A 20,474-nucleotide genomic window follows, 5' to 3' on the forward strand; every position below is an offset into this window, starting at 1 on the left:
CGGGTCAGCGGGCCACCGAGATCCCCAGACCCGCGAGCAGCTCCCCCGCCTGGTCGGGCGAGATGGTGGCCCCGCGCAGCACCGGCGCGCCGGCGAGGTCGATCGTCCCGATGTCGGCCCCCCGCAGGTCGGCACCGCCCAGATCCGCGCCGGTCAGGAGGGCGCCGCGCAGCCGGCTGTCGGACCACACGGTGTCGCGAAGGTCGGCGCGGGTGAGGTCGGCGTCGTCGAGCCGCAGGCCGCGCAGCTCCTGGCCGCGCAGCTTCACGCCCTTGAGCCGGGCGAGCATGAGGTTGCACTGCGCCAGCGTGTAGCCGATCCCGCGGCACCCCGACAGGCTCGCGCCGGTCATCCGGCAGCCGGTGAAGGCGGTTCCGGTGAGCAGCGCCCGGTGCCACGTGGTGTTGGCGAGGTCGACCCGGGTGAAGGACGCGTCGGGGCACTCGGCGCCAGCGAAGGACGCGCCGGGAGCTCCCCCGCCCTCCCACTGCGAACCTTCGAGATCGGCGCCGTCGAAGCGCACGCTGTCGAGATTGCAGCCGGTGAACACGGCCTCGGCGAGCGAGGCGCCGCGCAGGTCGGCGCCGTAGAAGTCGCAGTCGGTGAACGCCCGCGGCCGCAGAAGAGCGGGCTCGGCGAGCGCATCGCGCAGGTCGCGCCCTGACAGGTCGGCGCCGCGCACCTCGCAGCCGACGGGTGGGATCTGGTATGGCATGCGGCGAGGCTAGCGCCGGACTGCGACATGCCCCGCCGCGGCCTGCCGCGGGAGCGGCCTCATGCCCGCAGCTTGAGGGCGAGGAGGAGGTCCACCCGGTGGTCGAGGCGGCTGAGGTCGCGGCCGGTCAGCTCCTCGACCCGCCCGATGCGGTAGCGCAGGGTGTTGACGTGCACGTGCATCGCCTGGGCGCAGCGCTGCCACGACCCCGAGTACCGCAGGAAGCGCTCCAGGGTCTCGACCAGGTCGGAGCGGTGGGCGCGGTCGTAGTCGACCAGCGGGCCCAGGAGCCGGTCGCGGTAGGCGGAGCGCACGTCATCGGGGACCGAGGCCAGGAGGAGGTCGTGGGTGTCGATCTCGGCGCCGGTGACGATGGCCGTCGGCCCGCCGCGCAGCTCGGCCAGCCGCCGGGCGTGGCCGGCCTCCACGGCCGCCCCCCGCAGGCCGGCGACGTCGCGGACGGCGGAGCTGACCCCGACCACCAGCCGGTGGCCCCCCAGCCCGGCGCGCAGCACCCGGGCGGCCCGGGCGAGGTCGCCGTGCAGCCCGGCCGGCCCGGGGTGGCCGTCGCCGGGGGCGGCGGCCACGGCCAGCGCCTCGGCGCCGCCGGTGACGACGGCGCCGGGCGCCGCCGCGACGAGTTCGGCGGTGATCCGCCGCGCGAGGTCGGGCGGGTGCGCCTGGGGCAGCAGGGCGGCGCTGACCACGACCAGCCCGGGGTCGTCCGGACCGTCGCCCGCGTCCTCGGTATCGGGCCTGGTCAGCCGCAACAGAGAAACAACCTCGTCGAAACGCCGCTCGGCCAGCAGCCGGGGTAGACCTTCGGCATGCCGCGCATCGCTCAGCGCCAGTTCCTCCTCGCGGCTGCGCGCCAGGACCGTCAAGGAGAGCAGCTCGGCGACCGCCTCGTGGGTCTCCTCCGACCAGGCCGTGTGGTCGCCGTCGCACACCAGCGACCACCCCGCCAGGGGGTGGAATGACCGTGTGCGCACCTGGAGGGCGGTGACCGTGCGGGGCGCCGCCTCGCGCACGCCGATCTGCACGGTGCAGCGCGTGAGCGGTGCGGCGGCCAGGGCATGGGCGGCCACCTGTTCACGGTCGGGCGCCACGGGTTCCAGGCCGCCGGCGGCGACGGTACGGCCGGTGCTGGAGAGCACGCACGCGCGGATCCCGGCCGCCGCCGCGGCCGCAACGAACACACCGGGGAAGTCGGCCCCCGCGGCGACCTCGGCCATCAGCCGCCGCTGGCGGTGGCGGTCCTCGGCGAGCGCGGCGTAGCGCCGCCGGTCGAGCAGGCGCAGCACCTCCTCGGTCACCGCGCCGAACGACGTCTCCGCGGGCACCTCCAGCAACGGCAGGCCGTGCTTCTCGCACGCGGTGACGAGATCGGCGGGGACCTCGCCCAGCGCCGTGCCGGCCGCCAGGCAGGCCGCGCCGGCCTCGGCGAGCGCGCCGACGAAGGTCTCGGAGTCCTCGGGCCCCGTGTGCCACATCATGCCGGTCAGGACGAGTTCGCCGCCGCTCAGGTAGCGCCCGGGGCGCAGCAGGTCGGTGGTGTAGACGCGGCGGATGGCCCGATGCGCATGGCCGGCGCCGCCGAGGAGGCGCAGGCGCAGCCGTGGAATGGCGACCAGCTCGCTGATCTGCATGGACGTCCTCTCGCTGTGCGGGGTCCGCGGCCGGCGGCTGCGTGCCCCCCTCCGCGTGGCGGAAACGTTAGCCCACGCCGCCGACTTGTAGGAATGAACAAAAACCCAGGGCCGGCGGGGTGGCCGCTTCAGGCCATCGGCGTCTGGCCCGGTGCCGGGCCCCGGTGGTCTACTGCACCTGAGGGCCGGACGCCGGTGCGCCCCCTGTGCCCGCAGGCGCGCCGGGGACGTCGGGGACGCAGCGACGAACGAGGGGACGCATGGACTTCCTGAGGCCATCCACCTGGGACGACGCTCTCGCCGCCAAGAGTACGGCGCCCGATGCGGTGCCGATCATGGGGGGCACCGACGTCATGGTGGAGCTGAACTTCGACCGGCGCCGCCCGCCCGCGCTGCTCGACCTCTCCCGCATCCCCGAACTCGCCGAGTGGGGGCCCGACGGCCCGTTCCTGCGCCTGGGCGCCGGGGTCAGCTACACCACCATCGTCGAGCAGCTGGGCGGGCGCTCCCCGGCGCTGGCCCGGGCGGCGCGCTCGGTCGCCTCGCCGCAGATCCGCAACCGCGGGTCGGTGGGCGGCAACCTCGGCGAGGCCTCCCCCGCGGGCGACGCCCACCCGCCGCTGCTGGCCATAGGCGCCGTCGTCGAGCTCGCCTCGGTCCGCGGCGTGCGGCGGGTCCCGGCCCGCGAGTTCTACCTCGGACCGCGGCGCACGGCCCGCCGCGACGACGAGCTGATCGCCGCCGTGCTGCTGCCCCACCCCGCCGGGCCGCAGCAGTTCAGCAAGATCGGCACCCGCAACGCCATGGTCATCGCGGTCGCCTCCTTCGCCCTGGCGCTGGACGCCTCCGCGCGCACCGTCGGCACCGGCATCGGGTCGGCCGGGCCCACCCCGCTGCGCGCCCCGGAGGCCGAACGCTTCCTGGCCGAGCGCTTCGACTGGGACCGCGGCACCCCGCCCGCGGAGGCCGACGTCCGCGAGTTCGGCGACCTCGTCGCATCGGCCGCGCGCCCCATCGACGACGTACGCGGGAGCGCCGCCTACCGCAGGCGCGCACTGGCGGTCATGGCCCGCCGCGCGCTCGCCTGGAGCGCCACCGACTACCGGGAGGGGACGGCACGATGCGCGTGACATTCGAGGTCAACGGCGAGCAGGTCACCGCCGACGACGTCTGGGCCGGGGAGAGCCTGCTGTACGTACTGCGCGAACGGCTGGGCCTGCCGGGCAGCAAGAACGCCTGCGAGCAGGGCGAGTGCGGGTCGTGCACGGTCTACCTGGACGGCGTGACCGCGTGCGCGTGCATGGTCGCCGCCGGCCAGTGCGAGGGGCGGTCGGTCCGCACCGTCGAAGGCCTGGCGCGGCCGGGCGGACCCGGCGAGGGGCCCGCGCACGAGGGCGGACGCATGCGGCTCAGCGCGGTCCAGGAGGCGTTCGTCGAGGCCGGCGCCGTGCAGTGCGGCTTCTGCACACCGGGCCTGGTGGTGCAGGCCGACGACCTGATCACCCGCACGGTGGGAACCAGAGGCCCCGTGCCCGCCGACCCGGAGATCCGCGAGGCCCTGGCCGGAAACCTGTGCCGGTGCACCGGCTACGAGAAGATCATCGACGCGGTCCGCCTGGCGGCAGCACGCACGGCCGCGGCGGAGCGCGATGGAGCGGGGGAGGCGCCGTGAAATCGTCGACGCCCTCCCCGGCGCGCACCCAAGGAGCCGCCGGACGGCGCCCCGGCCCGCGGGACCGCCTCCGCCGGGCGGCGGCCACCGTCCACCCCCACCGGGACCCCCGGCCCCGCACGCGAGGAGCCGTCACGTGAACGCCATCGTCATCGAGGGAGCCCACGTCGTCACGGTCTCCGGGGACGAATACCCCGACGGCTATATCGTCACCGACGGCGGCCGCATCACCGCCGTCGGGCCGGGGGCGGCGCCGGCCGTTCCCGGGGCGCGGCGGGTCGACGGGCGGGGGTGCCTGGCCACGCCGGGACTGGTGAACACCCACAACCACCTCTACCAGTGGGCGACACAGGGCCTGTTCACCGACGGCACCCTGTTCGAGTGGCTGGTGGGCTCCTACGACATCTGGCACCGGCTCGACGCCGAGGTCGTCGCGGGTACCACGCTGGCGGGGCTGGGCTGGCTCGCCCTGTCGGGCTGCACCACGGCCTCCGACCACCACTACATCTTCCCCTCGGGGCGCGGCGACATCGCCGCCGCCGAGGTCGAGGCGGCCCGCCGGGTCGGCGTCCGGCTGGACCTGGCCCGCGGTTCGATGGACCGCGGCCACTCCGCCGAAGGGCTGCCGCCCGACAGCGTCGTGGAGACGACAGACGACGCCCTCGCCGCCACCCAGGAGGCCATCGACGCCCACCACGACCCCGCACCGGAGTCGATGACGCGCGTCGCGGTCGCCCCGTGCTCCCCGTTCTCCGTCACCCGCGAGCTGATGACCGGCGCCGCCGAGCTCGCCCGCGCCGCGGGCGTGCGCCTGCACACCCACCTCGCCGAGACCCTGGACGAGGAGGACCGGTGCCGGGCGGAGTTCGGCTGCACCCCGGTGGAGTACGCCGAGAAGCTGGGCTGGCTGGGCCCCGACGTGTGGTTCGCCCACGCCGTGCACCTGTCCGACGCCGCCATCGCCCGCATCGCCGCCACCGGGACCGGCGTCGCCCACTGCCCCTCCTCCAACGCCCGCCTGGGCGCGGGCATCTGCCGCACCACCGAGCTGCTGGCGGCCGGGGCCACCGTCGGGCTGGGCGTGGACGGGCCGGCCTCCAGCGAGCTGACCGGCCTGGCCGGCGAGATCCGCCAGGCCCTGCTGATGGCCCGCGCCCGCTCGGGCCCGCAGGCCATGAGCGCCCGGCAGGCCCTGCACATGGCGACCCTGGGCGGCGCCGCCTGCCTGGGGCGCGCCGCCGAGATCGGCTCGCTGGAGCCCGGCAAGCTCGCCGACATCGCCCTGTGGCGGGTCGACGGCTACGGCCGCGACGTGATCGCCGACCCGGTGGTGGCGCTCGCCTTCGGCCCCCAGCCCCCGCTGGACCTGCTGCTCGTCGGCGGCGCACCCGTCGTCGAGAACGGCGAGCTGCGCACCGTCCCCGCCGACGAGGCCGCCCGCGCGGGCCGCACCGCCCGCGCCCGACTGCTCCAGGAGGCGAACCGCTGATGCCCGGCACCACCGCCACCCCCCGCACCGGCCCGCCCGGACTGTCCGGTACCACCCGCGACGGCGTGGGCTCCAGCCCCCGCCGCCCCGACGGGACACTGAAGGTCACCGGCGCCTTCGCCTACTCCTCCGACATGTGGACCGAGGACATGCTGTGGGGGATGACACTGCGCAGCCCGCACCCCCACGCGCGCATCCGCGGCATCGACACCACGCCGGCGCTGAAGCTGCCCGGCGTGTACGCGGTCCTCACCCACGAGGACGTGCCCGGGGACAAGCGTTACGGGCTGGAGCACCGCGACCAGCCGGTGCTGGCCTTCGGCAAGGTCCGCTACAAGGGCGAGCCGGTGGCCATCGTCGCCGCCGACCACCCCGAGACCGCGCGCCGGGCGCTGGAGCGGATCGCCGTCGACTACGAGGTGCTGGAGCCGGTCTCCGACCCGCGGCGGGCCGCCCTCGACCCCGAATGCCCGCTGGTGCACGGGCCCGGGGAATCGCCCGAGCACCCGATGGGGGCCGGCAACGTCGTCCGCCACCAGCCCATCCGCACCGGGGACTTCGCCGCGGGCGCCGCAGTGGCCGACCTGCGGGCACGCGCCGACGCGGTGGTCACCGGGGAGTACGAGGTCGGCATGCAGGACCAGGCCTTCCTGGGCCCGGAGTCCGGGCTGGCGGTCCCCGACGATGACGGCGGCGTCGACCTGCACATCGCCACCCAGTGGCTCCACGTGGACCAGAGCCAGATCGCGCCGTGCCTGGGCCTGCCCCAGGACAAGGTGCGGCTGACCCTGGCCGGGGTGGGGGGCGCGTTCGGCGCCCGCGAGGACCTGTCCATGCAGATCCACGCCTGCATGCTCGCGCTGCGCACGGGCCGGCCGGTGAAGTTCGTGTACAACCGCGAGGAGTCGTTCTTCGGCCACGTCCACCGGCACCCGGCCAGGATGCGCTTCGAGCACGGCGCGACGAAGGACGGCAGGCTGCTCTACGCCACCGCGGAGATCATCCTGGACGGCGGGGCCTACGCCTCGACCACCGCGGCTGTGGTGGGCGTGGCGTCCTCGCTGGGGCTGGGCCCCTACGAGATCCCGCACGCGTCGGTGGACGCCTACGGCGTCTACACCACCAACCCGCCGTGCGGGGCGATGCGCGGGTTCGGCGCGGTGCAGGCGTGCTTCGGCTACGAGTCGCAGATGGACCGGCTCGCCGCCGAACTGGGGCTGCACCCGGTGGAGCTGCGGGTCCGCAACGCGGTGACGCAGGGGTCGCGGACCATCACCGGTCAGGTCATCGACGCGCCGATGCCCATGGCCGACATGCTCCGGCGCGCCCGCGACCTGCCGATGCCCCCGGACCGCGACGCGCTCTCGGACCCCGCCGACCTGCGCACCCTGCCCGGGGGGCTGGCCGGCACCAGCCGCGGCGAGGGCGTGGTGCGCGGTGTCGGCTACGGGGTCGGGCTGAAGAACCTGTGCTTCTCCGAGGGCTTCGACGACTACTCCACCGCGCGCGTGCGCCTGGAGGTCATCGGCGGCGAGCCGGTGGTGCTCGTGCACACGGCCGCCGCCGAGGTCGGCCAGGGGCTGGTGACGATCAAGGGCCAGATCGCCCGCACGGAGCTGGGGGTGGAGCGGGTGGTGATCCACCCGTCCGACACCCGGGTGGGGTCGGCGGGCTCGTCCTCGGCGTCGCGCCAGTCCTACATGACGGGCGGCGCGGTCAAGGCCGCCTGCGAGGCCGTGCGGGAGCGCGTCTTCGCCCTGGCGCGCGACCGCGGCCTGGCGGCGGGCGCGGACCGGGACGATGCGGACCTGTCGCTGACCGGGGGCAAGGTGGTGTCCGGGCGCGACGGCGTGCTGGTGTCGCTGGCCGACCTGGTCGGTGACGCGGTGATCGAGGAGACCCGCGAGTTCCACCACCGCCCCACCGAGATGCTCGACCCGACTCTTGGGCAGGGCGCTTCGCACACCCAGTTCGGGATGTGCGTCCACCGGGCGGTCGTGGACGTCGACGTGGAACTGGGCCTGGTCAAGGTGGTCGCCCTGGACGCCGTGCAGGACGTCGGCAAGGCCCTGCACCCCCAGCAGCTCGCCGGGCAGATCCACGGCGGATCCGCGCAGGGCCTGGGGCTGGCGCTGATGGAGGAGATCCAGGTGGCCGACGGCGTGATCCGCAACCCGTCCTTCACCGACTACCTGATCCCGACCATCCTCGACACCCCGCCGATGCAAGTGGAGGTCCTGGAACACCCCGACCCCAACGCCCCGTACGGCCTCCGCGGCGCCGGGGAGCCGCCCACCCTGTCGTCCACCCCCGCGATCGTGGCGGCCGTCCGGGCGGCCACGGGCCGCCCCCTCGCCCACGCCCCGGTCCGCCCGGAGGACATCGTGGGAATCGGACGGTAGGAACGGCGCCCGAAACCGGCGTTCGGGCGCCGCTTTTCGCGCCTCAATGTGGTCGGGCCACGGGATTGCCGTGTTCGCCCTCTCGGTGGGCACGTGTGTGCGAATACTGGTCCGCATGCACGTAAGGAGGCATGATGAAAGTCATGAGCATCGGCAGGACGACACCGCACCAGCGCCTACTGACCGTCGACGACCTAGAGCGGATGCCCGACGACGGGAACCGCTACGAGCTGGTCGACGGGCGGCTTGATGTGTCCCCGTCTCCCGCAACTCGGCACACGCTCATCCAGAATCTGCTCGTCACACACATCGGCCTTACCGCCATACGACAGGGCTACGTGGCGCTGACCGACCCTGGCATCACATTCAACGCCGACCGGACCCACCACCGCCGTCCGGATGTCGCCGTTGTCCGAACCCAGGACATCGAGCACCCCAATCTCACCCGGCCTCCGGTCTTGGCGGTCGAAGTCGTGTCGCCGTCGAGCACACACCGTGACTACTGGATCAAGCGGAGGGAGTACGCCGATTTCGGCATCGAGTCGTACTGGATCATCAGCCCATCGCCGGACAAGACAGGGCTGCTCGAACTGCGCCTCGAAGACGGGGAGTACCACGAGGTCACCCAGGTCTACGGCGAAGAGGTCTTCGAGACCGACACTCCCTTCCCGATCAAACTCGTGCCCCAGTGGCTCGTCGCCGACGGCGCGTGGACGGAGCACATCGGTGGCGAGTGAATGATCATCGACGGAATGGAATCGCAACAAGGGCCACTCACCGTGGACACTGTGGAGGACATAGAGTGCTTCTACGAACTCGTCAACGGTCGTGCCGAGATCCACGCCACACCGGAATCCTCCCACGCCCGGACCGTCCATCGGCTGGCGTTCCACCTGACGAACGGTGAACCGGAGGGCCGGGAAACCTTCACGCGCCCGGTCATCGTCCTCAATCGGGAGAGAACGCACTTTCGCCGACCCGACGTCGTGGTCATTGACCATTACCCACCCTTGGACGACTACATCACCACACCACCACTGCTGGCGGTGGAGGTCGTCTCATCGGACAGCGTCCTGCGCGACCATCACACGAAGCGGGGAGAGTACGCTGCGTTCGGCATCCCTTCATACTGGATCGTCACGGTCGGCCCATTCGCTCCGAGCATCCTCGAATTCCGCCTGGGCGGAACGGAGTACCGCTGTGTCGGCGAGGTCGTCGGCTCCGATGTCTTCGAAACCGATGCGCCCTTCCCGGTGAAATTGGTTCCCCATTGGCTCACCGCCGGCGGTCCCTGGATGGAGCACATCGGCGGCGAGTGACATCCGCCCCCCCATCACCGCCCCGGCGCTCTCTGCCGGGGCGGCCCCGCTGCCCGGGGATCAGGGCGGCCAGCGGTAAGGTCGGTGCCGTTGAGGGGGTTGCGGGTACGCCGGATCCGGTGTAGCGCCGGGCGCGTGGCGCCGCCCCCGTGCGATGTACCGCGGGTGCCGGCGGGTAGCCGCCCCGTGACCGATCGGAGAAGGGCCGCTTGATGCCAGCGATGACCGTGTTCGTGACCGGAGCCACCACCGGGTTCGGGGCCGCCATTGCGCGGCGGTTCGCCGCGGACGGCCACCGGGTGGTGGCGACCGGGCGCCGCGACGAACTGCTCGCCGGGCTCGCCGAGGAGCTGGGCCCCAACGTGCTGCCGCTGCACCTGGACGTGCGCGACCGCGCGGCGGTGGCGGAGGCCGTGGGGTCGCTGCCCGGCGCGTTCGCCGAGGTCGACGTCCTGGTCAACAACGCGGGCCTGGCCGCGGGCCTGTCGCCGGCGCACGAGGCCGACCTGGACGACTGGGAGCGGATGATCGACACCAACTGCACCGGTCTCGTCTACTGCACCCGCGCGGTGCTCCCGGGCATGGTCGAACGCGGCCGCGGGCACGTGGTCAACATCGGGTCCATCGCCGGCACCTACCCCTACCCCGGCGGCAACGTCTACGGCGCGACGAAGGCGTTCGTGCAGCAGTTCAGCCTCAACCTGCGCTCCGACCTGCACGGCACCGGGGTGCGGGTGACCAACGTCGAACCAGGGCTGGCCGGGGGCACGGAGTTCTCCGCGGTGCGGTTCCACGGCGACCAGGACAAGGCCGACGCGGTCTACGCCGACACCGACCCGCTGCGCCCGGAGGACGTCGCCGACGCCGTGCACTGGGCGGTCGGGCAGCCGGCCCGGGTCAACGTCAACCGCATCGAGCTGATGCCGGTGGTGCAGTCGTCCGCCGCGCTGAACGTGTACCGGGGCTGACGGACCGGGAACGCACCACGGCCGAATCCCGGCCGCACGGCGGCCGCACCCGAGGCACTCCGCGCCCGCACCCGCGGACACCGCCCGCACTCACGGACACCGCGCGCGACCGTGGCGGCGCTCCGCCGGTGTCAGGCGCCGTCGAGTGAAGTGAGGAAGCGGGTGGCCTCGGTCTCGCTCATGCCGGTCTCGGTCACGACCAGACGGATCGCGTCGACCTGGCGCCCCTGGGAGCGCAGGGCGCGGGCGCGCGCGGCCAGGTCGGCGCCGACGGGGGCAACGGTGCCGGGGCCCGCCACCTGGACCGGGAGCGGGCGTCCGTCCCGCAGGGCGTCGGCGAGGTCCTTGGCCTCCTTCAAGCCGAGGCCGGTCTCCTCGCGGATGCCTTTGATCGCGAGGATCTGCTTGCCCTGGCCGATCAGCGCCCGTGCGCGGACGATCGTGCCCTCGGTCACCGGCCGGGGCTGAACGGGCACGGCCGACGACCGTGAGGCGCGCAGGAGCACCTTGCCGGCGATGCCCGCCACAATGGCGGCGATGACGATCGCGGCCCACACCACTTGGCTGTCCACGGCGTAGAGTCTAGACCGCCTGTCACCGAAGGCCCGACGCACTCCTCCGGCTCCCGTTCCACCGGCCTTGACCACGCCCCGGCCCGCACCCGTGAGCACGTCTGCCGCCCGCATCGGACGAAGGAACCGGACCATGCCCCATCCGCCGTCGCAGCGCGTCGTCCGGACCGTGCGCCTGGGGTCGCCTCCGCCCCGCCGGATCGGCGACCTGGAGCTCCGCATCGCGGGCATCGTCGGCTTGGGATCGTTCGGCCTGCTGCTCACCGGGGCGCTGCTCACCCTCGTCGACATGGATCTCGACCGCGGCCGCCACCTGGCCGAGGCCCTGTGGGTGCGGAACCGGGCGCTGACGATCACGACAGCGGTGTGCCTCCTGCTGTTGGCGGTCGTCGTCACCGCCTCCACCTGCGGCGTTCCGCGCACGCTCACACGCCGCGCGGTCGCGGTCGGCGATCTCGGGCTGGAGGTGGCCGAGCGGCCCGTGTGGCGGTTCCGGAGCCGCCGTGCCTTCATCGCCTGGGACGACGTGCACGTGATCGACGTATGGCGCTACGGCGTCCGTGCGGCGGGCGCCCCTCGGCCCGCCAAACGGGTGGTGATCGACCTCTACCTGCACCGCGACGTCCCCGGCCTGCCGTCCTTCGCCGTGCGCACCCGTGCCGGCGGATTGCGGCTCGACGGCCGCCGCGGGATCGACGCCGGCACGCCCGTCGTGCGCATCGGGGGCGACGGCTCGGTCCCGGAGCAGGACGTGCGCGAACTGGCCGAGACGATCGGCGGCGAGCGCCCGGACCTCCTCCACAGGTGAGCCCGGCCCTCCGCGGCGGGTCGCCGCTCAGTCGGCCGCCAGCGACGCCAGCAGCTCCACCGCCGCCTGGTCGGGGCTCTCGGGCTGGGCGGTGAAGACGGTGAGGAGCCTGCCGGAGCCGTCGGGGAGCGCCAGCGCCTGGAAGTCGAGCCGGACGCGGCCGACCCCGGGGTGGCGCAGGTCCAGGCACCCGGTGTCGCAGCGGACGCGGTCGCGCCCGCCCCACCAGGCGCGGAACTCCGGGCTGGTGCGGCGGAGCTCGCCGACGAGGGCGGAGGCCCGCGCGTCGTCGGCGTCGCCGCCCGCGAGCCGGCGCAGGGCGGTCACCATCAGCCGCGCCGAGGCGTCGGGGTCGATGAACCGGGACCGCACGGTCTCGTCGCGCAGCATCAGCCAGACCACGTTGCGCCTGTGCGCGGGCAGTTCGGCGAAGTCGGTGAACAGGGCGGCGGCCGAGCGGTTCCAGGCCAGCAGGTCCAGGCGGGCGTCGATGACGTAGGCCGGGGCGGGCAGGACGGTCTCCAGGAGGCGGTGGAGGAGCGGGGGCACGTCCTCGGCGGCTCCGGGGGCGTCGCCGGGGACCTCCACCCCGGCGAGCTTGGCCAGGTGGACGCGCTCGGCGGTGCTGAGCATGAGCGCGCGCGCCAGCGCCGCGATGACGCGTGGCGAGGGGCGGCTGCTGCGGCCCTGTTCCAGCCGCGTGTAGTAGTCGACGCTCACGCCGGCGAGCTGGGCCACCTCCTCGCGGCGCAGGCCGGGCGTGCGGCGGCGCCCGCTGTCGGGCAGCCCCGCTTCCATGGGGCCGATGCGGCCCCGGCGGGCGCGGAGGAAGGCCCCGAGGGCCGTCGCTGATTCAGCCATAGTCCATATGGTGCCCCGCTGCGGCGGCGGGATCCTGGTGTTGTCGGTCCCATGTTCGCCGCCGCGGGTCCTTCACGGCGCGCTTCGGGGCTCTAGGCCGGCGACCAGCTCGGTGACCAGGCGGGCGAGGGCGGTGTCGGTGAGGTACCCCTTCTGCGCGAGGTGGCCCGAGATCGCGAGGGTGATCAGGCCGTGCAGTGAGGACCAGGTGAGCAGGGCGAGGTCGTGGGGGTCGCCGGAGCGGATGTAGCCCGCCCGCTGGCCGTCGGCGAACACGGCGACGCACATCTGCATCAGCGCGCCCGCGGCGGTCTTGAGCTCGCCGTCCTTGGTCTCGGTGAGGCGTTCGCCGAAGATCAGCCGGTAGTGCTCGGGCCGCTGGATGCCCAGGCGGATGAAGGACGTGAACACGCGGTGCAGCATGGCCGGGGGGTCGCCGCCCGCCTCGAGCGCGGCGACGATCTCGTCGCGCAGCCGCCCGACCTCGGCCACGGCGACGGCCGTGAGCAGGTCGTTCTTGCCCTGGAAGTGCCGGTAGGGCGCCGTTCTCGATACGCCGACGCGCTCGCCCACGCCGCGCAGGGTGACGGCGTCGGGCCCGCCCTCCCCGAGGAGCTTCGATGCGGCGGCGATGAGCCGGCTCCGGGTGTCGCCGGGCGGCGGCCCGGACGGGTCGGCCGCGTCGGTTTCCGGGGGATGAGCTGCGGGCATACCGCGACACTACGGCAGGGCTGTTGACACCGTCAACGCAGCTGCTAGGTTGACGACGTCAACAGTCATCGGAGGTATCAACGATGGAGTTCTCCGTCAACGGCAGCGCGACCGAGGTCGCCGCCGATCCGGACGCGCCGGCCATCGACCTCGTCCGCGACGAGCTGGGGCTCACCGGCGCCAAACGTGCCTGCGGAGCGGGCGTCTGCGGGGCGTGCACCGTCCTCGTCGACGGCGCCCCCACCGCCTCCTGCCTCCTGCCCTCCTCGGCCCTGGAGGGCCGGGCGGTCACCACCGTGGAGGGCCTGGGCGGTACCCACCCCGTCCAGCGCGCGTTCGCCGCGCACGACGCCCTCCAGTGCGGCTACTGCACTCCCGGGTTCGTGGTCGAGGCCGCCGCATTCGTCGACGCCTGGCGCGCCGCCAACGGCGACACCGCGCCCGGCCGCGCCGAGATCGCCGACGCCATGGCCGGGCACCTGTGCCGGTGCGGCGCCTACGAGGGGATCTACAGTGCGGTCGCCGCGGCCTGCGCCGGCGAGCACGACGCCGAGCCGGCCGCTCCCCCGCCGCGGGCCGAGGCCATGGACAAGGTCACCGGGCGCGCCCGATACACCACCGACGTGCAGATCGAAGGGTGCTGGGAAGCGGTGCTCGTGCGCTCCTCCCGGGCCCACGCGGTGGTCGGCGCCATCGACGCCGGCGAGGCGCCGCACGTCGAACTGCTCCCCGGCGACCGCACCGTCCGCTACGTGGGCCAGCCGGTGCTGGCCGTGGCCGCGCCCACCCGCGAGAAGGCGCGCGCCGCCGCCGACCAGGTCTCGGTCGACTACCGCGACCTGCCCACCGTCCTGGACCCCGACGCCGCGCGCGCCGAGGACGCCCCGGTCGTCTACCCCACCCCGAACGAACGCAAAACGGCCCCCACCAGCTCCGAAGGGCTGTCGCTGCCCGGGCGCTGGAAGGGCAACCTGCGCGGGCCCGCCGGCGGCAGCCTGCGCCCGGGCACCGCGGTGCGCCGCATCGCCGCCGCGGCCGGGGACGCCGACCCGCGCCTGGTCCTGGGCGAGTTCAGCACCGCGGTCCAGGTGCACACCCCGATGGAGCCGCACGCCTGCGTGGCGCGCTGGGACGCCGACGGCGACCTGCACCTGCACGTCTCCACCCAGGTCGTGGCCGCGATCGCCGACGCGGCGGCAAGCCGCTGGAAGCTGGACCGCTCCCGGGTCCACGTCACCGCCGAGCACGTGGGCGGCGGGTTCGGCGCCAAGGGGACGCTGTCCACCGAGACCGTGGCCGCCGTCGAACTGGCACGGCTGTCGGGCGCACCGGTGCGAGTGGTCTTCGACCGCGCCGAGGAGCTGACCGACGCGGGCAACCGGCCCGGCTCCCGCACCCGCCTGGCCATGCTCGCCGACGCCGACGGCGACCTCGCCGCTCTGACCATCGACGCCTACGGCGAGGGCGGCGTCTCGGTCGGCTCCGCGGTGGCCTTGCACGGCAACCTGATGTACGGCACCGCACCGCGGCGGATGCGCGACTACGACGTCGTCACCAACCACCCGCCGGGCGCCCCCTTCCGCGGCCCCGGCGGCCCGCCCCTGTCCTGGGCGCTGGAGCAGGCGGTCGACGACATGGCCACCCGTCTCGACGAGGACCCCGTCGCGCTGCGCCGCCGCTGGGACGGCAACCCCAAGCGCCGCGCCCTCTACGACTGGGCCGCGGCCCTGCCCGCCTGGCGCGACCGGCCGCGCGGCGCCCGCACCGGCCGCTACCGCCGCGGAGTGGGGGTCGCCGCCTCCAACTGGCTGTACCTGCTCGACTCCGGGACCGAGGTCGAACTCTCGGTCGAGGACGGCGTGGTCGTCGCGCGCACCGCGACCCAGGACATCGGCACCGGCGCACGGTCGGTCATCGCCGGCGTCCTCCGCGACGAGCTGGGCCTGCCCCACGACCGGATCCGGGTCGAGACCGGGTCGGGCGACGCCGCGCACGGCCCCGGCTCCACCGGCAGCCGCACCACGGCGTCGGTGGCACCCGCCGCGGCCGAGGCCGCACGGCTGCTGCGCAAAGAACTCGGGTCCCGCACCCCGTCGGCGCCCGCGAGCGGCGCGCTGCCGCCCGAGACCCTCGACACCGCGGCCGGGGTGCGCGTGACCGGCAGGCGCCGCCGCGACCGCCGCGGCTACGTCACCCCCTTCGCCATGGGGGACGTCACCATCGGCCGCGGGTTCAGCGGCGCGGTGCACATCATGGAGGTCGAGGTCGACACCCTGCTGGGCACCGTGCGGGCCACCCGATGCTGGGCGGGGATCTCGGCCGGCCGCATCTACGCCGAGCGCCTGGCCCGCAACCAGGTCGAGGGCGCGATCGTCCAGGGCGTGGGCTACGCGCTGTTCGAACAGCGGGTCACCGACCCCGCCACCGGCACCGTGCTCACCGACAACCTGGAGGACTACCGCATCCCCGGCATCGGCGACACACCGGAGATCGAGGTGCACTTCCACCACGAGGGGTGGGAGCACGTCCCCGGCGGCGGCGTGGGCCTCGGCGAGGTCGCCACGGTCGGAGTCGCGGCCGCGATCGGCAACGCCGTCCGCGACGCCACCGGCTGGCGCCCCCGCCACCTGCCCATCCGCCCCGACCGCCTCCTTGAAGGGATCGGCTCTTGAGCGCCCCACACGACATCGCCACAGCGGTGGCGGCCCTGCGCGACACCGGGTCCGAGGCCCGCGCCGGCGGCACCGACGTCATGGCCCGCCTGGCCGCGGGCACCGCCGCCGGACCGTTCACCGACCTGCACCGCGTCGCGGAGCTGAGCGGGGTCGACTGGGCCGGCGACGGCTCGGCCCGGATCGGCGCCACCACCACCGTCGCCGCGATCGCCGCCGACCCGCGGCTGCGCACCGCCTACCCGGCGCTGACCGCCACCGCCGGCGCCCTGGCCACCCCGCAGATCCGGGCGGCCGGCACGATCGGCGGCAACCTGCTCCAGCGCAACCGGTGCTGGTACTTCCGCAACCCCGCGTTCAGCTGCTTCCAGAACGGCGGCGACTCGTGCCCGGCCCGCGAGGGCGACCACCGCTACGGCACGGTGATCCAGCAGGGCCCGTGCGCGGCCCCGCACCCGTCCTCGCTGGCGATAGCGCTGCTGGCCTACGACGCGCAGGTGGAGGTGGAGGGGGCGCCGCCGATGGCCGTGGCCGGCCTCTACGACGGCGCCGACCCCACCCGCGACCACGTCCTGGAGCAGGGGCGGCTGCTCACCGGGGTGCGCCTGCCCACGCCCGATGACGGTGAGCGCGCCGCCTACCACCGGGCGACCGCCCGCTCCCGCGGCGAGTGGCCGCTGGTGGAGGCCGTCGCCCGGGTGGTGCCGGGCGCGAGCGGGCACGCCGAGCGGATCGCGGTCGCGGTGGGCGGCGTGGCCCGGACCCCGCTGCGCCTGTCCGGGGTCGAGGAGGCGCTGGCCGGCCGGCGGCTCACCCAGAACGCGATCACCGACGCCGTCAGCGGGGTGACCGCCCTGTGCTCCCCGCTCGCCCAGACCGGCTACAAGGCGGGGCTGCTGCGCGACACCGTCCGCCACGTCCTCGAACGGCTGGGCGACCCCGAAGCCGGATAGCCCCGGACCGGAAACGGCCGGCCCCCGCCCTTCGCGGGGGCCGGCCGCTCCGGTGCCGGGGGCCGCCTCCGGCTAGTAGGTGATGGCGTCGGCGCCCAGCAGCGACTTGACGTCGCCGGAGAACGCCGGGCTCATCTCCACCGAGTAGTCGGGCAGCTCATAGATCCGGGACTGGACCGGGTGCTCGGCGCGCAGGGTCACCGGGGTGTCGCCGCGGTGGGTCCGGAGCACGCTCTTGAGCTCGCCGACCAGCTCGGCGTCGAGGCGCTGGGTCTGCACGCGCAGCAGCACCGGCGCCGGCCCCTCCGACACGTGCGCGATGTCCAGCAGGGTCATCTCGTTGGCCTGGATGGAGTACTCCCCCTCGCGCTCCTTGACCTTGCCCTTGATGGACACGGCGGTGTCGGCGGCGAACACCGTGGAGTACAGGGTGTAGGCCTCGGCGAAGAACAGCGCCTCGGTCGAGCCGTCGAGGTCCTCGATCACGAGCTTGGCCCACTGGTTGCCGGTCTTGCTCACGCGCCGCTCGACCGAGGAGATGAGCCCGGCGATGCGGACCTCGCTCATGTGCCGGCGCTCGCCGTTGACGATCTCCAGGATGGAGGTGTCGCGGTTGCGCGCCAGGATGCGCTCGGCCCCGGCCAGCGGGTGGCTGGAGACGTACAGGCCGAGCATCTCGCGCTCCAGGGCGAGCTTGGTCTTGCGGTCCCATTCCCGGTCGTTGTTCCAGGCGATGTCCAGGCCGATGGGGGCCGCGGACTCCTCGCTCTCGTCGCCCCCGCCGAACAGGTCGAACTGGCCGTTGGCCTCCTGCTTCTTGGCGCCGATCATCGCGTCGACCGCGGTCTCGTGGTGGGTGACGAGGTCCATGCGGGGCTGGCCGAGGGAGTCGAACCCGCCGGCCTTGATCAGCGATTCGACCACGCGCTTGTTGCAGGCGGCCAGCTCGATCTTGGAGAGGAAGTCGACGAAGCTCGCGAACTTGCCCTTCTCCGTGCGGGTCCGCACGATCGAGTCGACGACGTTGACGCCGACGTTGCGCACCGCCCCCAGCCCGAAGCGGACGTCGCGGCCCACAGCGGTGAAGCGCAGGCCCGACTCGTTGACGTCGGGCGGCAGCACCTTGATGCCCATCTTGCGGCACTCGGCCAGGTAGACCGCCATCTTGTCCTTGTCGTCGCCCACCGAGGTCAGCAGCGCCGCCATGTAGGACGCGGGGTGGTTGGCCTTGAGGTAGGCGGTGCGGAAGCTGAGGATGGCGTAGCCGGCGGCGTGGGACTTGTTGAACGCATACCCCGAGAACGGGAGCATGACGTCCCACAGGGTGGTGATCGCGTCCTGGGAGAAGCCGCGCTCCAGCATGCCCGCCTGGAAGGTGACGTACTCCTTCTCCAGGGCCTCCTTCTTCTTCTTGCCCATGGCGCGGCGCATGAGGTCGGCGCCGCCCAGGCTGTATCCGGCGAGCTGCTGGGCGATCGCCATGATCTGCTCCTGGTAGACCAGGACGTGGTAGGTCTCCTTGAGGATCGGGTCCAGCGCCTCGCCCAGCTCGGGGTGGATCGGCGTGATCTCCTGGCGCCCGTTGGAGCGGTCGGCGTAGTCGTTGTGGGCATTGGCGGCCATGGGGCCGGGCCGGTACAGCGCGTTGACGGCGGTGATGTCGGAGAACGCGGTGGGCTGCATCCGGCGCAGCAGGGCGCGCATGGCCGTGCCGTCGAGCTGGAACACGCCCAGGGTGTCGCCGCGCGCCAGCAGCTCGTAGGTCTTCTTGTCGTCGTCGCCGATGGTCGACCAGTCGATGTCGACGCCCTCGTTGGACTTCACGTTCTGGATGGCGTCGTCGATGATCGTGAGGTTGCGCAGGCCCAGGAAGTCCATCTTGAGCAGCCCCATCTCCTCGCACTGAGGGTAGGGGAAGCCGGTGATGATGGCGCCGTCGGTGTCGCGCTTGTGCAGCGGGATGACGTCGAGCAGCGGCTCCTTGGACAGGATCACCCCGGCCGCGTGGACCCCGGTGCCGCGGGTCAGCCCCTCGATACCGCGCGCGGTCTCCAGCACCCGGCGGGTCTCGGGGTCGTTCTCCTGCATCTGGCGCAGCTCGGAGGCCTCGCTGTAGCGCTCCTGGGATTCGTCGTAGATCGCGCCGAGCGGGATCTCCTTGCCGCCCGCGGCCGGCGGGAACGCCTTGGTGATCTTGTCGCCGACGGCGTAGGGCAGCCCGAGGATGCGGGTGGAGTCCTTCACCGCCGCCTTGGCCTTGATGGTGCCGAAGGTGAGGATCTGGGAGACCCGCTCTTCGCCGTACAGATCCGTGACGTAGCGGATCATGTCACCGCGCTTGCGCTCGTCGAAGTCCAGGTCGACGTCGGGCATGGTGACGCGCTCGGGGTTGAGGAACCGCTCGAACAGCAGGCCGTGTGCCACCGGGTCGAGGTCGGTGATCCCCAGGACGTAGGCGACCATCGACCCGGCCGCCGACCCGCGGCCGGGGCCCAGGGCGATGCCGTTCTTGCGGGCGTGCTGGCAGATGTCGGAGACCACGAGGAAGTAGGCGGGAAAGCCCATCTCCTCGATGGTGGCCAGCTCGTAGTCGATCCGGCGCTGCACCTCGTCGGAGGGGCCGTCGGGGTAGCGCACCGGGGTCAGCCGCACGACCTCCTTGCGCAGCCATGACGACTGCGATTCACCCTCGGGGACGGGGAACTCCGGCATCAGGTCGCGGTGGGCGAACACCTCGTCGTAGCAGCCCTCCTCGACCTGCTCGGCCACCCACAGCGTGTTCTTGCAGCCCTCGGCCCACTCGTCCAGCGACAGCAGGGCCCGCATCTCGTCGGCGGTCTTGATGTAGTAGCCCGACCCGTTGAACTTGAACCGGGCGGGGTCGTCGAGGTTCTTGCCGACGCCGACCGCCAGCAGCGCGTCGTGCGCCTCGGCCTGGTCCTCGGTGACGTAGTGGGAGTCGTTGGTGACCAGGGGCCGCAGGCCCACCTTCTTGCCCACGGTCAGCAGGCCGTCGCGGACCTCGCGCTCGATGGGCACCCCGTGCTCCATCAGCTCCAGCAAAACGTTGTCGCGGCCGAAGATGTCGACCAGGCGGCCGGCGTAGTCGATCGCCTCCTTCTCCTGGCCCAGCCGCAGCCGGGTCTGCACACCCCCGGAGGGGCAGCCGGTGGAGACGATGACGCCGTCGGAGTGCTCCGCCATCAGGTCCAGGTCCATGCGGGGCTTCATGTAGTAGCCCTCGAACGACGCCAGCGACGACATGCGGAACAGGTTGCGCAGCCCCTGGGCGTTGCGCGCCCACATGGTCATGTGCAGGTAGCGGCCGCCGCCCGAGATGTCCTTGCCGCCCTCGGCGGAGTCGCCGTCGGTGTCGCGCGCCTGGCCCCACTTCATCCGCTTCTTGTGGAACCGGGAGTCGGGGGCGACGTAGGCCTCGATCCCGATGATCGGCTTGACCCCGGACCCCTTCGACTGCTGCCAGAACTCATAGGCGCCGAACATGTTCCCGTGGTCGGTCATCGCCACGGCAGGCATCCCCAACCGCTTCGCCTCGGCGAACAACGGCTTCAGCTTGGCCGCGCCGTCGAGCATCGAGTACTCGGTGTGGACGTGCAGGTGAACGAAAGGATCCGACACGGCTGGGGTCTCCCGGGGTCGCAAAGCGGGTGGCTGGTCCTCAC

16 protein-coding genes are annotated in these 20,474 nt (G+C 73.4%); 10 read left to right on the top strand and 6 right to left on the bottom strand.

Annotation, left to right across the window (positions count from 1 at the left end):
* Nucleotides 1-4 precede the first annotated feature (4 nt).
* On the bottom strand, nt 5-715 hold the full coding sequence (locus tag ACFOVU_RS08000; protein WP_378531383.1) for a pentapeptide repeat-containing protein: 711 nt from the start codon (nt 713-715) through the stop codon (nt 5-7).
* Nucleotides 716-774: 59 nt separating this feature from the next.
* Complete coding sequence (locus tag ACFOVU_RS08005) at nt 775-2,364, bottom strand: PucR family transcriptional regulator (protein WP_378531385.1); 1,590 nt, start codon at nt 2,362-2,364, stop codon at nt 775-777.
* 260 nt (nt 2,365-2,624) lie between these two features.
* Here ACFOVU_RS08005 and ACFOVU_RS08010 point away from each other — a divergent pair, with 260 nt between their 5' ends.
* From ACFOVU_RS08010 to ACFOVU_RS08040, 7 genes are all read left to right on the top strand, one after another.
* Nucleotides 2,625-3,494: an FAD binding domain-containing protein gene (locus ACFOVU_RS08010; RefSeq protein WP_378531387.1), complete on the top strand. Its 870-nt coding sequence runs from the start codon at nt 2,625-2,627 to the stop codon at nt 3,492-3,494.
* The gene (locus tag ACFOVU_RS08015; protein ID WP_378531389.1) at nt 3,485-4,036 is read left to right on the top strand and encodes a (2Fe-2S)-binding protein; all 552 of its coding nucleotides are present in this window, start codon (nt 3,485-3,487) and stop codon (nt 4,034-4,036) included. The genes ACFOVU_RS08010 and ACFOVU_RS08015 overlap by 10 nt, the downstream gene beginning before the upstream one ends.
* Nucleotides 4,037-4,172: 136 nt before the next feature.
* Nucleotides 4,173-5,525 (top strand): 8-oxoguanine deaminase, encoded by a 1,353-nt coding sequence (locus tag ACFOVU_RS08020; protein ID WP_378531391.1) that lies wholly within the window; start codon nt 4,173-4,175, stop codon nt 5,523-5,525.
* The gene (gene pucD / locus ACFOVU_RS08025) at nt 5,525-7,927 is read left to right on the top strand and encodes a xanthine dehydrogenase subunit D (RefSeq protein ID WP_378531393.1); all 2,403 of its coding nucleotides are present in this window, start codon (nt 5,525-5,527) and stop codon (nt 7,925-7,927) included. The genes ACFOVU_RS08020 and pucD overlap by 1 nt, the downstream gene beginning before the upstream one ends.
* 143 nt (nt 7,928-8,070) lie before the next feature.
* Nucleotides 8,071-8,664 (top strand): Uma2 family endonuclease, encoded by a 594-nt coding sequence (locus ACFOVU_RS08030; RefSeq protein ID WP_378531395.1) that lies wholly within the window; start codon nt 8,071-8,073, stop codon nt 8,662-8,664.
* Nucleotides 8,665-9,246 (top strand): Uma2 family endonuclease, encoded by a 582-nt coding sequence (locus ACFOVU_RS08035; protein WP_378531396.1) that lies wholly within the window; start codon nt 8,665-8,667, stop codon nt 9,244-9,246.
* A 212-nt stretch (nt 9,247-9,458) separates the two neighbouring features.
* Complete coding sequence (locus ACFOVU_RS08040) at nt 9,459-10,214, top strand: SDR family oxidoreductase (protein WP_378531398.1); 756 nt, start codon at nt 9,459-9,461, stop codon at nt 10,212-10,214.
* Nucleotides 10,215-10,345: 131 nt separating this feature from the next.
* Here the strand turns inward: ACFOVU_RS08040 and ACFOVU_RS08045 are convergent, their stop codons facing one another.
* Nucleotides 10,346-10,786 (bottom strand): 50S ribosomal protein L7/L12, encoded by a 441-nt coding sequence (locus tag ACFOVU_RS08045; protein ID WP_378531400.1) that lies wholly within the window; start codon nt 10,784-10,786, stop codon nt 10,346-10,348.
* Nucleotides 10,787-10,919: 133 nt separating this feature from the next.
* Between ACFOVU_RS08045 and ACFOVU_RS08050 the strand changes: the two genes are divergently transcribed.
* Nucleotides 10,920-11,594, top strand: a complete 675-nt coding sequence (locus tag ACFOVU_RS08050) for a hypothetical protein (protein ID WP_378531402.1) — start codon at nt 10,920-10,922, stop codon at nt 11,592-11,594.
* A 27-nt stretch (nt 11,595-11,621) separates the two neighbouring features.
* Here ACFOVU_RS08050 and ACFOVU_RS08055 read toward each other — a convergent pair whose 3' ends face one another.
* Both ACFOVU_RS08055 and ACFOVU_RS08060 read right to left on the bottom strand, forming a co-directional pair.
* Nucleotides 11,622-12,455: a helix-turn-helix transcriptional regulator gene (locus ACFOVU_RS08055; RefSeq protein ID WP_378531403.1), complete on the bottom strand. Its 834-nt coding sequence runs from the start codon at nt 12,453-12,455 to the stop codon at nt 11,622-11,624.
* Between the two features lie 72 nt (nt 12,456-12,527).
* Nucleotides 12,528-13,166, bottom strand: a complete 639-nt coding sequence (locus ACFOVU_RS08060) for a TetR/AcrR family transcriptional regulator (protein WP_378531405.1) — start codon at nt 13,164-13,166, stop codon at nt 12,528-12,530.
* A gap of 83 nt (nt 13,167-13,249) precedes the next feature.
* On the opposite strand from ACFOVU_RS08060, the gene ACFOVU_RS08065 reads away from it, so the two are divergent.
* Together ACFOVU_RS08065 and ACFOVU_RS08070 are read left to right on the top strand one after the other, a co-directional pair.
* Nucleotides 13,250-15,838 (top strand): molybdopterin-dependent oxidoreductase, encoded by a 2,589-nt coding sequence (locus ACFOVU_RS08065; RefSeq protein ID WP_378531407.1) that lies wholly within the window; start codon nt 13,250-13,252, stop codon nt 15,836-15,838.
* On the top strand, nt 15,835-16,791 hold the full coding sequence (locus tag ACFOVU_RS08070) for an FAD binding domain-containing protein (protein WP_378531409.1): 957 nt from the start codon (nt 15,835-15,837) through the stop codon (nt 16,789-16,791). The genes ACFOVU_RS08065 and ACFOVU_RS08070 overlap by 4 nt, the downstream gene beginning before the upstream one ends.
* 72 nt (nt 16,792-16,863) lie before the next feature.
* Here ACFOVU_RS08070 and dnaE read toward each other — a convergent pair whose 3' ends face one another.
* Nucleotides 16,864-20,430, bottom strand: a complete 3,567-nt coding sequence (gene dnaE / locus ACFOVU_RS08075) for a DNA polymerase III subunit alpha (protein WP_378531411.1) — start codon at nt 20,428-20,430, stop codon at nt 16,864-16,866.
* Nucleotides 20,431-20,474: the final 44 nt, after the last annotated feature.

The sequence above is a fragment of the Nocardiopsis sediminis genome, from assembly GCF_042650565.1.
Taxonomy (GTDB): Bacteria; Actinomycetota; Actinomycetes; order Streptosporangiales; family Streptosporangiaceae; genus Nocardiopsis_B; species Nocardiopsis_B sediminis.

Bases quoted from the DNA above. Each gene is read 5' to 3' on its own strand.
- ACFOVU_RS08000 (WP_378531383.1), bottom strand. From the start codon at position 715: ATGCCATACCAGATCCCACCCGTCGGCTGCGAGGTGCGCGGCGCCGAC.
- ACFOVU_RS08005 (WP_378531385.1), bottom strand. From the start codon at position 2,364: ATGCAGATCAGCGAGCTGGTCGCCATTCCACGGCTGCGCCTGCGCCTC.
- ACFOVU_RS08010 (WP_378531387.1), top strand. From the start codon at position 2,625: ATGGACTTCCTGAGGCCATCCACCTGGGACGACGCTCTCGCCGCCAAG.
- ACFOVU_RS08015 (WP_378531389.1), top strand. From the start codon at position 3,485: ATGCGCGTGACATTCGAGGTCAACGGCGAGCAGGTCACCGCCGACGAC.
- pucD (WP_378531393.1), top strand. From the start codon at position 5,525: ATGCCCGGCACCACCGCCACCCCCCGCACCGGCCCGCCCGGACTGTCC.
- ACFOVU_RS08030 (WP_378531395.1), top strand. From the start codon at position 8,071: ATGAGCATCGGCAGGACGACACCGCACCAGCGCCTACTGACCGTCGAC.
- ACFOVU_RS08035 (WP_378531396.1), top strand. From the start codon at position 8,665: ATGATCATCGACGGAATGGAATCGCAACAAGGGCCACTCACCGTGGAC.
- ACFOVU_RS08040 (WP_378531398.1), top strand. From the start codon at position 9,459: ATGCCAGCGATGACCGTGTTCGTGACCGGAGCCACCACCGGGTTCGGG.
- ACFOVU_RS08050 (WP_378531402.1), top strand. From the start codon at position 10,920: ATGCCCCATCCGCCGTCGCAGCGCGTCGTCCGGACCGTGCGCCTGGGG.
- ACFOVU_RS08055 (WP_378531403.1), bottom strand. From the start codon at position 12,455: ATGGCTGAATCAGCGACGGCCCTCGGGGCCTTCCTCCGCGCCCGCCGG.
- ACFOVU_RS08060 (WP_378531405.1), bottom strand. From the start codon at position 13,166: ATGCCCGCAGCTCATCCCCCGGAAACCGACGCGGCCGACCCGTCCGGG.
- ACFOVU_RS08065 (WP_378531407.1), top strand. From the start codon at position 13,250: ATGGAGTTCTCCGTCAACGGCAGCGCGACCGAGGTCGCCGCCGATCCG.